General features: G+C 63.4%; 9 protein-coding genes. 5 read left to right on the top strand and 4 right to left on the bottom strand.

Annotation, left to right across the window (positions count from 1 at the left end; translation table 11 throughout):
- Nucleotides 1–28: 28 nt before the first annotated feature.
- Nucleotides 29–1,438: a MocR-like pyridoxine biosynthesis transcription factor PdxR gene (gene pdxR, locus G7Y31_RS09420; protein WP_165010019.1), complete on the bottom strand. Its 1,410-nt coding sequence runs from the start codon at nt 1,436–1,438 to the stop codon at nt 29–31.
- 180 nt (nt 1,439–1,618) lie between these two features.
- On the opposite strand from pdxR, the gene pdxS reads away from it, so the two are divergent.
- From pdxS to G7Y31_RS09400, 4 genes are all read left to right on the top strand, one after another.
- Nucleotides 1,619–2,506, top strand: a complete 888-nt coding sequence (gene pdxS / locus G7Y31_RS09415; RefSeq protein WP_165010107.1) for a pyridoxal 5'-phosphate synthase lyase subunit PdxS — start codon at nt 1,619–1,621, stop codon at nt 2,504–2,506.
- A 5-nt stretch (nt 2,507–2,511) separates the two neighbouring features.
- Nucleotides 2,512–3,093, top strand: coding sequence for a pyridoxal 5'-phosphate synthase glutaminase subunit PdxT (gene pdxT / locus G7Y31_RS09410; protein WP_165010017.1), 582 nt, complete (start codon nt 2,512–2,514; stop codon nt 3,091–3,093).
- A 203-nt stretch (nt 3,094–3,296) separates the two neighbouring features.
- Nucleotides 3,297–5,963 carry a phosphoenolpyruvate carboxylase gene (gene ppc / locus G7Y31_RS09405; protein WP_165010015.1) on the top strand — a complete coding sequence of 889 codons (2,667 nt, stop codon included), beginning with the start codon at nt 3,297–3,299 and terminating at the stop codon, nt 5,961–5,963.
- Between the two features lie 236 nt (nt 5,964–6,199).
- On the top strand, nt 6,200–7,735 hold the full coding sequence (locus G7Y31_RS09400) for an IS1634 family transposase (RefSeq protein WP_244977371.1): 1,536 nt from the start codon (nt 6,200–6,202) through the stop codon (nt 7,733–7,735).
- Nucleotides 7,736–7,923: 188 nt separating this feature from the next.
- Here G7Y31_RS09400 and G7Y31_RS09395 read toward each other — a convergent pair whose 3' ends face one another.
- Entirely contained in the window at nt 7,924–9,087 is a 1,164-nt protein-coding gene (locus tag G7Y31_RS09395; RefSeq protein WP_165009834.1) for an HNH endonuclease signature motif containing protein, read from the bottom strand.
- Between the two features lie 472 nt (nt 9,088–9,559).
- On the opposite strand from G7Y31_RS09395, the gene G7Y31_RS09390 reads away from it, so the two are divergent.
- On the top strand, nt 9,560–11,116 hold the full coding sequence (locus G7Y31_RS09390) for a SulP family inorganic anion transporter (RefSeq protein WP_165009832.1): 1,557 nt from the start codon (nt 9,560–9,562) through the stop codon (nt 11,114–11,116).
- Between the two features lie 80 nt (nt 11,117–11,196).
- Here the strand turns inward: G7Y31_RS09390 and G7Y31_RS09385 are convergent, their stop codons facing one another.
- Nucleotides 11,197–13,263 (bottom strand): M3 family metallopeptidase, encoded by a 2,067-nt coding sequence (locus G7Y31_RS09385; RefSeq protein ID WP_165009830.1) that lies wholly within the window; start codon nt 13,261–13,263, stop codon nt 11,197–11,199.
- A gap of 90 nt (nt 13,264–13,353) precedes the next feature.
- Entirely contained in the window at nt 13,354–15,525 is a 2,172-nt protein-coding gene (locus G7Y31_RS09380; protein WP_165009828.1) for an NADP-dependent isocitrate dehydrogenase, read from the bottom strand.
- Between the last annotated feature and the right edge of the window lie 24 nt (nt 15,526–15,549).

Raw genomic sequence — 15,549 nt, 5'->3', positions numbered from 1 at the left:
CGCTTTAGCGTGGCGCAGACAGGCCTGCTTAGCCGTGGGGCCTGCGTGCCGCGGCTGGTTCGGTGCCGGATTCAGTGCCGGGATCGGTGCCGGCGGATTCGGCCACCACGCCCAACGCTAGCGCCAGCTCCACATCACTAAGGTGGCCAAAGCCGAGCACAACGCCGTTGGGGGCAGCCTCGCCGCCCCAATAATCCGCCAAGGCCGTCAGGCCGATGCCGCGCTCACCCGCACGATGGACCGCCTCGCGCGCCGGGCGCTGGCACAATAAGACCGCGTGCAAGCCGCCGTGAATAGGCAACAGTTCCACGCCGGGGATGTGCGCGAAGGTGTTGGTGACGAGGTCGCGGCGGCGTCGATAAGCTCGGCGCATCTTGCCTGTATGCCGGCGCAAAGCCCCACTGGCCAAAAAGCCAGCCAGCGCAGCCTGGGTAATGGAACTGACTGTGGGGCCAAAGAGCTGGCGCTGGACGCGCAATTCTTCCACCAGGTGCGGGGGCGCCACCATGAAGCCGCAGGCGATGTCCGGCGAAATGACTGAAGAAAACGTTCCCAATAGCACGGTGCGCTCCGGCTCCAGGGTAGCTAGAGCGGGCAACGGCTGGCCCACGTAGCGCAGCTCAGAGTCGAAGTCATCCTCGATAAGCAAGGCGTGATTCGCCCGCGCCCACGCCACCAACTCCGTGCGTCGGGCAGCCGAGAGCGACTCCCCGTAGGGGTATTGGTGGCTGGGGGTGACAATCAGGGCATCCAGCGGCTGGTCCGGTACTTGCACGCCCTCGCTATCGGTGGGGACATCGACCAGCTCGTGGCCCAAGGCAGCAGGAACCTTACGCAAACTGGGATAGCCGGGCGACTCCACCCCAATGCGCAGAGGTCCACTGCGCTGGGGTCCACTGCGCTGACGTCCACTGCGCTGCGGCTTGCCGCGAAGGAGCAGCGCCAAACCCTCCCGGGCACCGGCGGTAATCAAAATCCGCTCAGGCTCCGCCGCCAAACCCCGCATGTGCAGGAGGTGGAGGGAGACCTGGTGGGGGAGGGAGGGGGCATCGGCAAGCACGGCGGCCTCGCGCCAGGCGGCCCGCCATTCGGGGGTAATCAGACCAGCGGTATCCGGCAAACCTGGGGTCAATTCCACCCGAGCGCGCGCCGGCGGCGCCGGGGCCTGGGCGGGGGCGCGCGGCGGGCGCGTGGGCTGTACCCGGGGGTTAATGCGCGTGCCCGAGCCGGACTCCGCCACCAGATAGCCCTCCGCGATGAGCTGATCAAACGCCGTCACCACCGTCCCGCGCGAGACCCCTAGCTGGGCAGATAGTGCGCGGGTGGAGTCAATACGCTCCCCAGGCAGCAACGCGCCGGTGGCCACAAGGTTGCGAATCCCGGCTGCAATCTGCACCGGCAGCGGGCGCGGGTCCGCGGAGTCAAGAGCAAGGTTCATGGGCTCAGTCTAAAGTGGTCTAATCCAACTCGCCCAAAGTGGATCTGGTTATAGTCCACTTGGTGCGCTTGGATGGTGGGCATGACTTCAAACAACACTGAAAACAACGCTGCACACGACGCTGCGCACGACGCTGAAAACAACACTGCACACGACGCTGCCCACAACGGCACCGACGTCGTGGGCGGTCAGAAGGCCACCACCCGCGTCAAGCGCGGTCTGGCCGACATGCTCAAAGGCGGCGTCATCATGGACGTCGTCACCCCGGAACAAGCCAAGATCGCAGAAGACGCTGGCGCATCTGCCGTCATGGCGCTCGAGCGCGTGCCCGCGGACATTCGCGCCCAGGGTGGCGTGGCCCGGATGTCGGACCCGGACCTGATCGAGGGCATCGTCAATGCTGTGTCCATCCCGGTCATGGCCAAGGCCCGCATCGGGCACTTTGTGGAAGCGCAAATCTTAGGCGAGCTGGGCGTGGACTTCATCGACGAGTCCGAGGTGCTCTCGCCCGCGGACTACGTCCACCACATCAACAAGTGGGACTTTGACGTGCCCTTCGTCTGTGGTGCGACCAATCTGGGTGAGGCGCTGCGGCGCATCACTGAGGGCGCGGCAATGATCCGCTCCAAGGGCGAGGCCGGCACCGGCGATGTCTCCGAGGCCGTCAAGCACCTGCGCACCATCCGCGGCGAGATTGCCCGCCTGCGCCACCTGGACCGCGACGAGCTCTACGTCGCTGCCAAGGAATTGCAGGCGCCGTACGACCTGGTCGCAGAGGTCGCCCGCACCGGCAAACTGCCTGTGGTGCTCTTCGTTGCTGGTGGCGTGGCCACGCCTGCCGATGCCGCCCTGGTTCGCCAGATGGGCGCCGAAGGTGTCTTCGTGGGCTCGGGCATCTTTAAATCCGGCAACCCGGCAGCGCGTGCAGAGGCGATTGTTAAGGCTGCGGCTCTCTACGACCAGCCGGGAGAGCTGGCCAAAATCTCCCGCGGCCTGGGCGAGGCGATGGTGGGCATCAACGTCCAAGACGTCCCCGCCCCGCACCGCCTGGCCGAGCGCGGCTGGTAAGCCCCATGCCGCTGATTGGGATCCTCGCGCTGCAGGGCGGGGTGGAAGAACACGCCGCGGTGCTGTCTGGCCTGGGAGCCGAGGTGAGACGAGTGCGCCTGCCGCATGAGCTCGACGGCCTGGACGGGATCGTCTTTCCCGGTGGGGAGTCGAGCACTATTGACAGGTTGGCGCGTTCTTTTGGCCTGGACCAGCCGCTGCGCGAGGCCGTGCGCGCCGGGTTACCGGTGTTGGCCACGTGCGCTGGACTGATTTACGCCGCCCGCGAACTGGATAACCCCGCGCCGGGGCAGCAAACCCTGGGCGTGGTGGATGTCAGTGTACGCCGCAACGGCTTTGGCAACCAGCGCTTTTCTGCGGATCGCCGCGTGGAGGTGGCGTTGGGCGGCCAGCGTATTGGCGTGGACGCCTCCTTCATCCGCGCCCCCGTGGTCACCCGGGTGGGCCCCGGGGTTGAGGTTGTTGCCGAACTTGCCGATGCCCCCGCCATCATCGGCGTTCGCCAACGCAACGTCCTTGCCTTGAGCTTCCACCCGGAAGAGCATGGCGACCCCGCCGTGCACGCCCACTGGCTGCGCGACCTCTAGCCCGGCCCCGCCCTGCGCGGTGACTGCGGCACCAGCTGCGTCCAGGGTGCAGCACCCCGCCCCGCCCTGCGCGGTGACCGCGGGACCAGCTGCGTCCAGGGTGCAGCACCCCGCCCGGCCCCTCTCGTGATGGATTGTCGCGAATATCAATCGTTCGATAGAGTTGGGGCCTGTTAATTCTGCAAACTCGAAAGGGCCCCGCTGTGTCTCAAGCTGCCGGTTCAGAGCAAGTCCGCGAAGATATCCGCCTCCTGGGCCGAGTGCTGGGCAGGGTCCTGGCGCAGCAGGAGGGCGAGGATGTTTTCGAACTCGTCGAGTCCACCCGCCGCATGGCCTTCGATGTTGCCCACGGCGACGCCAAGGCTGAGGACTTGGTGGCAATCTTCCGTGACCTCGACATCAATAAGGTCAACCTGGTCGCGCGCGCATTTAGCTACTTTGCGTTGATTGCAAATCTTGCCGAGGATTTGGAAGACGAGTCCGCAGACGCCCCCGTGAGCCTGCGCAAGACCTTTGCCAAACTGAAGGCGGAGGGGGTGGGGGCATCGGAAGTCGCAGCTGTAGTGCGCAACGCCCACGTGGCCCCGGTGCTGACAGCCCACCCGACGGAAACCCGCAGGCGCACCATCTTTGACACCCAGACCCGCATCAAGGAACTGCTCAAAGAGTGGCACCGCGGTGCGGACCTGGCCGACATCGAGCGCGAGATGTACCTGCGCATGACGCTGCTATGGCAGACGGCGCTTATCCGCATTGCTCGCCCCACCCTGGAAGACGAGGTGGACGTGGGCCTGCGCTACTACAAGCTCTCCCTGCTGGAGCAGGTGCCGGCGCTCAACCGGGCCATCCGCCACAACATGCGCGAGACCTTTGGGCTGCAGCTTCCCGATGCCCCCGTTGTCCGCCCTGGCTCCTGGATCGGCGGGGACCACGACGGCAATCCGTATGTCAACGGCTCCACACTGACTTATGCCACCCGTAAGGCAGCAAAGACGGTGCTGCGGTTCTATGAGGCGCAGCTGGGCGAACTTGAGCGCGAATTGTCGCTGTCGGACCGATATTCGTCGTGTTCCCAGGAGCTACTGACGTTGGCACAGGCCGGGCGCAATGATTGGGAATCGCGCGTGGACGAGCCTTACCGGCGGGCGCTGTATGGCATTCGCAACCGGGTGCGCGCGAATGTGGCGGCGCTGGGGGAGAAGAAGACAACGCGTGCGGAGTTTGCGCCGTATTCCGGACCGGAGGAGCTCAAGCGCGACTTGGACGTCATCGACCGTTCGCTGCGTCAGTTCAACGATGACGTGATTGCAGACGACCGCCTAGCCCGCCTGCGTTCCGCCGTGACGACGTTCGGCTTCCACCTCTACACCTTGGACTTGCGCCAGAACTCGCAGTCGTATGAAGAGGTGCTCGCGGAGGTCTTCGCCGCGGCGGGCCTGTGCGCGGATTACGCGAGCCTGACCGAGGCAGACAAAGTGGAACTGCTGCTTAGCGAATTGCACACAAATCGTCCGCTGCTCTTCCCGGACGCCGAGCAGGATTTTAGCCCCAACACCGCCAAAGAATTGGGGATTTTCCGGGCCGCCGCCCAGGCGGTGCGCTCCTTTGGGCCGGAGAGCGTTTCCCATTGCATTATCTCCATGACGGGCACGGTCTCCGACATTTTGGAACCGATGGTGCTACTCAAGGAGGTCGGCCTGCGGGACGTGGACATGGTGCCGCTGTTTGAGACTATTGAGGACCTGCAGGCCGGGGCGGGCATCCTCAAGCAACTGTGGTCCTTGCCGCTGTACCGCGAGCACCTGCGCCGGCGCGGCAACGTCCAGGAAGTCATGCTGGGCTATTCGGACTCCAACAAGGACGGCGGCTACCTCCAGGCCAACTGGGCGCTGTATGACGCGGAGCTATCCCTGGTGGAGTTGTGCGCGGAACATGGTGTGGAGCTGCGCCTGGCGCACGGCCGCGGCGGGGCGGTGGGACGCGGCGGCGGCCCCACCTACGATGCCATTTTGGCGCAGCCCCAGGGCGCGGTTACTGGCTCGGTGCGCATCACGGAGCAGGGCGAGGTGATTTCCGCAAAATACGGCGCCCCGGAAACCGCCCGCCGACACCTGGAGGCGTTTGTCTCCGGCGCGCTGGAGGCTTCGCTGCTGGATACCGAGCCGATCGCGGACCCGGAGCGCGCCTACGCCATCATGCGCGAACTCGCGGGTTTGTCGGGCCAGCGCTATGCGCAGCTGATTCAGGACCCCGGCTTCATTGCCTACTTCACGCAGTCCACGCCGCTGCATGAGATTGGTGAGCTTAACCTCGGCTCCCGCCCCGCCGCCCGCCGCCAGACCACCGCGATTACAGACCTGCGTGCCATCCCGTGGGTGCTGTCTTGGTCGCAGTCGCGCACCAACGTCCCCGGCTGGTTCGGGGTCGGCTCGGCGGTGAGCACCTGGGCCGGCGAGGACGCATCCCGCTGGGAGGAGCTGGCCGGGCTGTATCGGGATTGGCCGTTCTTCCGCTCGGTGCTGTCCAATATGGCGCAGGTGATGGCCAAAGCGGAGATTTCCTTGGCGCGCCTCTACGCGAACTTGGTGGACGACGCGGCGGTTGCCGATCGCATCTACAACCTCATTGCCGAGGAGTTTGCCCTAACCAAGCAGGCTTACCTGCGTATTACAGGCAATGCCGATTTGGTTTCGGAGAATCAGCGCCAGGCGCGCTCTCTGCGTCGCCGCTACCCCTACCTGCTGCCGCTCAATGCCATTCAGCTTGAGTTGCTGCGCCGCTACCGCGCCGGCGATGACCAGTTCTTGGTCTCTAAGACCATCCAGGTCACCATGAATGGCTTGGCCACGGCGTTGCGCAACGCTGGCTAGTCCGCCGATACCCCAGCGCCTCCGCCAGCCCCGTTCCCCCACCGTCATCCGCCCGCCCCTCTTGCTTCGTGCAGGTGTGCTCGCACCTTTAGCCCCTTCCGCGCGTTTTTCCTGAGTTAGGTCAAATTGGTGTGGTTCGAATCATATTGACACGCTGACCTGCATGGTTGGGTCTGTGGTGTGCTGGTTTGTCTGACTAAGAGGGTGGTTGTGGGGGTGGGATTATGCTGTGGGGTATGTCTCTGCCTCGTATCCGTACTGTTCCGACTGCCTCTGGGGCCACGGCTGTCCAGGTGATCTGGCGCTATGTTGACCGCAAACCGGTGCTCGACCACATTGGATCGGCTCATAGCGATGAAGAATTAGCACTGCTTGTGGCCAAGGCGCAGCGTCTGATTGACGGTGACCAGTTGGCCTTCGATATTGACACCACAGGTGGTGTGGGCAATCGGGGTGCTACGGGGTCTGCTGATAGTCCATTTGCCATCACTAGCGAACGTGCTGGGTATCTTCTCGATGCTATTCGTGGCGCGTTTAGCGTGCTCGGGTTGGATACCGCCACTGGAGATGATCGTGTCTTCTATGACTTGGTGGCAGCGAGGATTATCTCACCAGGTTCGAAATTCGAATCAATCGAGACGCTAGAAGAAGTAGGCGTCCAATCAGCGTCCTACAGCACGATTCAGCGCCATCTGCCTGGGTATGCCACGGCAGAGTTTCTCGACAGGATCAGTGGCGCTCTTGCCTCGTATGCTGGTATTGGCCCCGGGGTGATTGTTCTCTACGATGTGACCACGCTGTACTTTGAAACAGATAAAGAAGACCAGCTGCGCAAACCGGGGTTTTCTAAAGAACGTCGGCTAGAGCCGCAAATCACCGTTGGCATGCTCACTGATGCCACGGGTCTGCCGCTATCGATCGGGGCGTTTGAAGGAAACCGGGCAGAAACCCACACGATGCTACCGATGATTCAGCGCCTAGCCCAGGCCTACAACCTCGATGACATCACCGTAGTTGCAGATGCCGGAATGTTCTCCGCAGCCAATAAACAAGCCATCGTTGACGCAGGCCTGGGCTACATCCTTGGGACAAAGCAACGCGAGATCCCTGCCGTTATCAACTCCTGGCGCACACAACACCCAGGCCAGGACTACACACACGGCCAAATCTGGAGCGCCGTGAACCCGGCCGGGGTGGATAAGCAAGATGGCAATGGTACTCGTTTAGTAACGTACTACCAGTACTCGCAGGACCGGGCGCGCCGAACGCTCAAAGGTGTAGCCGAGCAGGTCGCAAAAGCTGAGCGTGCCGTAGCTGGCACAGTGCCAGTGAAGCGAAATCGGTATGTCAATCTCAAGGCACCACACAAGGCAGTCAATTACAAACTCGCCGAAAAGCACCGGGCACTGGCCGGGATAAAGGGATATGAGACCAACCGCCTGGATTTCACCGCAGAACAAGTCATTGATGCCTACCGGCGGTTATTCAAGATCGAGAAGTCATTCCGGATGGCGAAATCAGATTTGCAGGCCAGGCCAATCTATCACCGCAAGAAAGACTCCATCGATGCCCACCTTGCAGTAGTAATGTGCGCAATGGCCTGCGGCCATGTTCTCGAACAGGCCACCGGTCTATCACTAAAGCGCCTGGTCCGGACACTGAAAAAGTACCGCTCAATCACCCTCAACATTAACGGCCAGACCGTCTACGCCCACGCCCCACTACCCGCCGATGTCAGCGAGCTCATCGAAAAGCTCCCAAAATCTGACTAAAATGACCTAACTCAGGAACGCTGGCTAGTCCGCCGATACCCCAGCGCCTCCGCCAGCCCCGTTCCCCCACCGTCATCCGCCCGCCCCTCTTGCTTCGTGCAGGTGTGCTCGCACCTTTAGCCCCTTCCGCGCGTTTTTGTTGTCGCGGTTGGGGCTGTGTGCTTTCCGATGCCGCCAGCTTCCCACCTTCAGCTTTCCGGTGGTGGTGCCTGGCGGTGGGCTTGCTGTGGAGTGTCGGTGGGTGGGGTGTCGGTGGGTGGGCAGGTGGTGGGTGTGGCTGATGGTGGTGCCGCTGTGGGGCGGGTTTGTATTGGTGGGGCGCCACCGGGTGCTTGCCACCCAACCCCGGTACCCATGCGCACCATCCGACCCCGGGTTATCGGTATGCCATCTGGTGGGTGGTCTTCATTGGCACCGTTATGGTGCGGACACAATGGGGTCAGATTCGACATGTTGGTCTGGCCACCCTGGTTCCAGGGGTGGATGTGGTGGATCTGGCACTTATCAAACGGCAAGCGGCAGCCTATCCAGGAGCATTCCGCTCCTTCGGCAAGTAGCAATAAGCGTTGCTTAGAGTTAGCGCTACGCGAATACCGGTACAAATCCAACGGACCGTGTTCACGCGACAGCGCTGCGATAAACCCATAGTCCAGACACAACCGCTCCAACAAGTCCTTGCCGGTCAAAATGGCGCCGTTGGAGGCGCGGACGCGGATATCGGCATCGGTGGGGTACCGCCCCGGGTTGTGCATCCGGTCGACGAACTCACAGATCTGATCCAGGTAGATGGGGATGATTGGGATGTAGCGTTGTTTGCCAGCGCCCCCGCCCCTGAAGGCTGCAAGGAAGCTTTCTACTTGGTCTTGAGGGTCAACTACGGCGTGGACGTCCATGATGTCGACAGACTTGCCCGTGGCTTTGAGCGTGGCTAGCCCATTAGCGTGATGGGTGAGGCTTACGCCTTCTTTAACTTCACGTGGCTTGGCTAGTTTCTTTAGCTGCTCTCGCGCAACGGCCTCGATTTGTGCGGCAGGCGTCTTGCAGAGTTTGACGCGTAGTTTCCATTTGGCGAGTTTGTCGGCAACTCGCTTGGTTTTGGTCTCGATGAGGTCGAGGGCGAAGATGCTGTGGCCTTGGGTGCGGGCGGCGGTAAGGGCTTTGTATTGCAGGCCAGTGTAGGTGGTGTTCTCGTAGTAGGTGGTGTAGAGGGTGATGGTTTTGGCTGCTGCTAGTGGGCACCAGCCTTGGGCGACGAGGCTTTCTACGGTCTCACCGCCAAGTGTGGCGAGACCGTCAATAAAAGCACCAGGCGCTGTGGGTCCTGGTCCTAAAAGCGTCGTCTCGAGGTTCATGGCATCGACACTAAACCGGCCGCTATGACCTGCGCAAGGGTTAACTAGTGAGGTGTCTAATGGAGTGTGCAATGAGGGTAAACTTTGGGACGATTTACCGATGGTAATGGGGGCACCCACACGGGGGTGGCGCAACCCAGGCTGGGGTAGGCCGATCGCGGCACCCAAGCGGGATTGCGGTCAGGATGTCGACGCCCGGGTCGCGGAAACGGACCGCGTGGGGCCGCCCGGCGGTGAGAGTTGGCGGGCAGCATGCGGGGCGCGCGTAGGCGGCAGCCGGTAGCGAGGACAGTCGCGCTGTCGGGGTCAGGTCGCGGAAGTGGGGCACGCGTAGGCGGCAGCCGGTAGCGATGGCGGGCCGGGTGCGGGCGCCGGGAGATAGGCGGTGGGGGATGGTAGACGGGGAGGGGGTTAGGTGGTGGGGTCGGTGGCATCGGCAAGCTGAGGCAGCAAGGGCCGGTGGGGTAGGGTGATGAGGTTCGAATCTCTGTCAAGTCCGCGCTTCGCTGCGAACCTGCACCAATCCTGTGAGGATGAAGTAGTGACCACAACGGCTGAACCCGCCGCGCCCACTGGGGTAATAGACTCTTTCCGCTTCGCGTTTTCCTCGCCGCGCCGCCTGCGCATTGAGATACTGGGCGGGCTGACGGTGTCTCTGGCACTGATTCCGGAGGCGATTGCTTTTTCCATCCTGGCGGGGGTCAGCCCAGCGGTGGGGTTGTTTACTTCAGTGATTATGGCCATGGTGATTTCTTTCAGCGGCGGGCGTCCAGCCATGATATCCGCGGCCACGGGGGCGATTGCCCTGGTGGTGGCGCCGGTGTCGCGGGCCTATGGGCTGGACTACCTGGTGGCCACGGTTTTGCTGGGCGGTCTGCTGCAGCTGGCGTTTGCGGCACTGGGTGTGGCGCGGTTGCAGCGCTTTATTCCGCGCTCGGTTATGTTGGGCTTCGTCAACGCCTTGGGCATGATGATCTTCATCGCCCAGCTGCAGCATCTGGTGAACGTGCCGTGGATGGTGTACCCGCTCACGGCGGCCGGCATTGTGCTGATGCTCGTCTGGCCGCGGCTGGTGCAGGCCGTTCCGGCGCCGCTGGTGACCATTATCGTGCTGGGATCTATCACCACACTGGCCTCGATCAACGTGCCACGCGTGGCGGACATGGGGGAGTTGCCCAGCTCGTTGCCGAGCCTGTTTTTCCCCACCGTGCCGTGGGAGCTGGAGACCTTGCGCATCATTGCCCCGTACGCGGTGGGGGTGGCGATTGTGGGCCTGATGGAGTCGCTGATGACGGCCAAGCTCGTTGATGACATCACCGACGTACACTCCGATAAGACCCGGGAGAGCTTCGGTCAGGGCGTGGCTAATGTGGCCAGCGGGCTGTGCGGCGGCATGGGCGGGTGCGCGGTGATTGGCCAGACGCTGATTAACGTGCGCGAATCCGGGGCGCGCACTCGCCTGTCGACGTTTTTGGCCGGCGGCTTCCTGCTGGTGTTGCTGCTGGTGTTGGGCGATATTGTGGGCCAGATTCCCATGGCGGCGCTGGTGGCGATCATGATGATGGTTTCCATCGGCACCATTGATTGGCACTCGCTGCGCCCCCGCACACTGAAGTTCATGCCGGTCTCGGAGACGGTGGCCATGGGCGTGACCATGGCGGGCACGCTGCTGACGCATAATCTAGCCGTGGGGGTGATTGCGGGCGTGTTGACCGCCACGCTGACCTTTGCGCACAAGGTCGCCCACCTGGTGCGGGTGGAGCGCGAGGGCCGCGACGTCTACCGCATTACCGGGCAGTTGTTTTGGGCCTCGTCCAATGATTTGGTCTATCAGTTTGATTACACCGATCCGCCGGAGCGCGTGGTCATTGACTTGAGCGGGGCGGAGGTGTGGGATGCCTCTACGGTGGCCACGCTGGATTCGATTACCCGCAAGTATCACGAGCGCGGCGCCGCCGTGGAGATTATTGGTTTGGATGGCCCCAGTCGCGCCCGGCTTGATAAGCTCACCGGGCAGTTGGGCGATTAGCTTGCCGATGCCCCGTCAGCTGGCAGGGCTGGCGGGGGTGCTGGTCCATTTGGTTGCGCAGGGCTGGCAGGGTTGCTGGGCTAGCTGGTTGCGCCGGCTAGGCCGCGGCGGGCGAGCAAGGGGGCCACGTCCTTGTCGCGCCCGCGTAGCTGCCGGTAGGCCTCGCTGAAGTCGCGGGAGGCGCCGCGGGAGAGCACCAGGTCGCGGAAGCGCTGGCCGGCGGCGCGGGCGGCATCGGCAGACGCGGCCTTGCCTGCGGCAGACTGCTCCTGGAACCAGGTGAAGCCATCGGCGTCGAGGACTTCGGCCCACAAGTAGGAGTAGTAACCCGCGGAGTAGCCGCCGGCGAAGATGTGGTTGAAGTAGGTGGAGCGGTAGCGCGGGGCGATGAGCTCGTTGTTCAGCCCGGCTGCGGCCAGGGCCTGGCGTTCGAACTCGGCGATGGCCTCCGGGGTGGCCTCCAGGGGGGCGGCCTGCTCCTGCGTGAGCGAGTGCCACGCCAAGTCAATAATGGACGCGGCTAGGTATTCGCTGGTGCCAAAGCCTTGGCCGAACTCTGCGGCGGCGGAGACGGCATCTAGAAGCTCATCGGGGATCACCTCCCCGGTCTCCACGTGGAAGGCGTAGTCCTTGACCACCGCGGGGTCTAGGGCCCAGTTTTCATTGATCTGGGAGGGGAACTCCACCCAGTCACGTGGCACGCGGGTGCCGGAGAAGGTGGGGTAGCGCACGTCGGAGAGCAGCCCGTGGAGGGCGTGGCCGAATTCGTGGAAGACGGTGGTCAGCTCGTCGAGGCTCAGCAGCGGCTGGGAGCCATCGGCGGGCTTGGTTATGCCCATGACGTTGACAATCACCGGCTTGGTGCCCAGTAGGTGCGACTGCGGGACGAACTCTGACATCCAGGCGCCGCCGCGCTTGGAGGGCCGGCCAAAGTAGTCGGTGATAAACAGACCAATGCCCTCGCGGTTGCCGGCGGAATCCGGGGCGTCGAAGACTTCCCAAACGCGCACACCCTCGGCGTATCCTTGCAGGTCATCCCGGGGTTCTACCGTGATGCCGTAGAGGCGCTCGGCGGCAGCAAAGACGCCACCGGTGAGCACGCGCTCGAGGGGGAAGTATTTGCGCAGCTCGGCTTCGTCCAGGCTGAAATCGCGGGCGCGCACCTTGGACTCCCAGTAGGGCCAGTCCGCGGCGCTAAAGCCTTGGCCGGAGAGCTCGGCTTCCTCCGCCAGCAGTTTGTGTTCGCCGGCGGCGTTGGCATCGGCAGCCGGGGCCAGGTCGAAGAGCATCTGGCGGGCAGCGGCGGCCTCCTGGGCGGTTTCTTCGGCAATGACGTAGTCCGCGTGGCTGGCATAGCCTAGGAGCTCGGCCCGCTCGGCGCGGAGGCGTACGGCCTCCACCAGGCCGGCGGCGTTGCTGTCGATACCCCGCTTTCCCGATGCCGCGTACAGCTTCGCCCGGGACTCCGGCCGGGCCAGGCGGGACTGCTCTGCCTGCACCGTAGGCAGCTCTAGGGGGATGACGTAGCCCTCACGGCCGAGGGCGGCGGCATCGGCAGCCGCGGAGGCAATACGCTCAGCTGGCAGGCCCTCGAGTTCTTCTTCCGTGAACTCCACCGCCAATTCGCGAGTGGAGGCCAGCAGGTTGCGGCCGAACTCCTCGCTCAGCGCGGACAGGCGCTGGTTAATCTCAGACAGCCGGGCCTTGCCTGCAGCGTCCAAGTCTGCGCCCTGGCGGGCGAACGTGCGCAGCAGCTGGGCGTGGAGGCGCTGGGATTCCTCATCCTCCGGAACGGTTACTTCCTTGATGCGCGCGTACAACACCGCATTTTGGTACATGGCGTCATAGTGCGCGGACAGCCGCGGCCACAACTGCGCGCCGATGTCTTCCATCTCCTCCGTTACGTCCGTGCCGGAGAGGTTGCCAAAAATCGTGGTCACCCGGTCTAGGTCCTGGCCGGAGCGCTCCAAGGCCTCCACTGTGTTAGCCCAGGTGGGGTCTTCTGGGCAGTCCACAATCGCGGCAATCTCGGCATTGTGGCGTGCGATGGCTTCCTCAAAAGCCGGGAGAAAATGGCCCACCTCGATTTCTGCGAACGGGGGCAGCTGGTAGGGCAACGGGGACGGGCTGAGCAAAGGATTCGACATAAATGAATACTGTACCCAACAACGAAGGGCGCCCCCGTTATGGGGACGCCCCAGGTGTGGCGACGCTATGGCAACGGCGCGGCAGCCGTGCTACTTCTTCAGCGCGTCGATGATCTCGTTGTACTTGGCCACTGGACGCATCACGGCAGTGATCTTCTCCTCAGCCGGGGCGTAGTAGCCGCCCAGGTCAGCCGGGGAGCCCTGGACTGCCAGCAGCTCTGCTTCAATCTCGGCGGCGTTGGCCTCGAGGGCTTCGGCGACGGGGGCGAAGGTCTGCGCCAGCTCGGCATCCTCGGTCTGGGCGGCCAGCTCCTTGGCCCAGTTGAGGGTCAAGAAGAAGTGGGAGCCGCGGTTGTCAATCTCTCCAACCTTGCGGGAGGGGGACTTGCCAGCGTCGAGGAGGGTTTCGGTGGCCTTATCCAGGGCATCGGCCAGCACGCCGGCCTTGGTGTTGCCATTGGAGTTGAGCTCGTGGCGGAAGGACTCGGCCAGGGCCAGGAACTCACCCAGGGAGTCCCAGCGCAGGTGGTTTTCTTCCTCCACCTGCTGGACGTGCTTAGGCGCGGAGCCGCCGGCGCCGGTCTCAAACAGGCCACCGCCAGCCATCAGCGGCACCACGGAGAGCATCTTGGCAGAAGTGCCCAGCTCCAGGATGGGGAAGAGGTCAGTGTTGTAATCGCGCAGCACGTTGCCAGTCACGGAGATGGTGTCCTCGCCGCGGCGGATGCGCTCCACGGAGATCTTGGTGGCCTCTACCGGGGAGGCGATGGAGATGTCCAGGCCTTCGGTGTCGTGGTCCTTGAGGTACTTCTCCACCAAGGTGATCAGGTTGGCGTCGTGGCCGCGCTCCGGGTCTAGCCAGAAGATGGTCTTCATGCCGGACAGGCGCGCGCGGTTGACGGCCAGCTTGACCCAGTCCTGGATGGGGGCGTCCTTGGTCTGGCAGGCGCGCCAGATGTCGCCGGCCTCCACGTCGTGCTCAATGAGCACCTCGCCAGCAGAGTTTTCCACGGTGACCTTGCCGGCCTCGGCGATCTTGAAGGTCTTGTTGTGGGAGCCGTACTCCTCGGCCTTCTGCGCCATCAGGCCCACGTTCGGCACGGTGCCCATGGTGGACGGGTCGAAGGCGCCGTTGGCCTTGCAGTCCTCGATCACGGCCTGGTATACACCGGCGTAGGAGGAGTCCGGAATGACGGCCAGGGTGTCCTGCTCCTGGTCGTCCTTGTTCCACATGTGGCCGGAGGTGCGGATCATGGCCGGCATGGAGGCGTCGATGATCACATCAGAGGGCACGTGCAGGTTGGTAATGCCCTTGGCGGAGTTCACCATGGCCAGGTCGGGGCCGTTTTCCAGGGCGGCTTCGAAGGCGGCCTTGATCTCGGCGCCGCCCTCCAGGGACTCCAGGCCGGTGTAGATAGCACCCAGGCCGTTTTCGCCGTTGAGGCCGGCAGCCAGTAGCTCCTCGCCGTACTTGTCGTAGACGTCTGCAAAGAAGGCGCGCACCACGTGGCCGAAGATGATGGGGTCAGAGACCTTCATCATGGTTGCCTTCAGGTGTGCAGAAAACAGCACGCCCTCTTCCTTGGCGCGGGCCACCTGGGCCTTGAGGAACTCGTCCAGCGCGGCGGCGGACAGGAAGGTGCCGTCAATGACTTCGCCCTCTTCGACCTTGAGGCCATCTAGCAGCACGGTGTCGTTGTTCTTGATGGTTAGGGTGTCTGCGGCGGGCATGATGACAGACTTCTCATTGTGGCGGAAGTCGTTGGCGTCCATGGTGGCCACGTTGGTCTTGGAGTCCGCGCTCCAGGCACCCATCTTGTGGGGGTACTTCTTGGCAAAGTTCTTCACGGCAATCGGCGCGCGGCGGTCCGAGTTGCCCTCACGCAGCACCGGGTTGACGGCAGAGCCGGTGACCACGGCGTAGGCGTCCACGGCATCCTCATAATCTGGGACGTCGTAGCCGGCTGCCTGCAGTTCAGCGATGGCCTTCTTTAGCTGCACCAGGGAGGCGGAAATGTTCGGCAGCTTGATGATGTTGGCCTCAGGGGTCTTAGCCAGCTCACCCAGCTGGGCCAGGGCGTCTTCAACCTTCTTGTCGCCCAGACGCTCCGGGAACTGGGCCAGGATACGCCCTGCCAGCGAGATGTCGCGGGTCTCGACCTCAATGCCAGCGGTGGAGGCAAATGCCTCTACCACAGGCTTGAAGGAGTAGGTGGCCAGCAAGGGGGCCTCATCGGTACGAGTCCAGATGATCTTAGACATGTTTCTCCTCTAGAATGTGAAAAC

The organism is Corynebacterium lizhenjunii (genome assembly GCF_011038655.2).
In the GTDB taxonomy this organism is placed as follows: Bacteria; Actinomycetota; Actinomycetes; order Mycobacteriales; family Mycobacteriaceae; genus Corynebacterium; species Corynebacterium lizhenjunii.
Note: the sequence above shows the minus strand (reverse complement) of the source record. Positions and strands in the feature narration are given on the sequence as shown.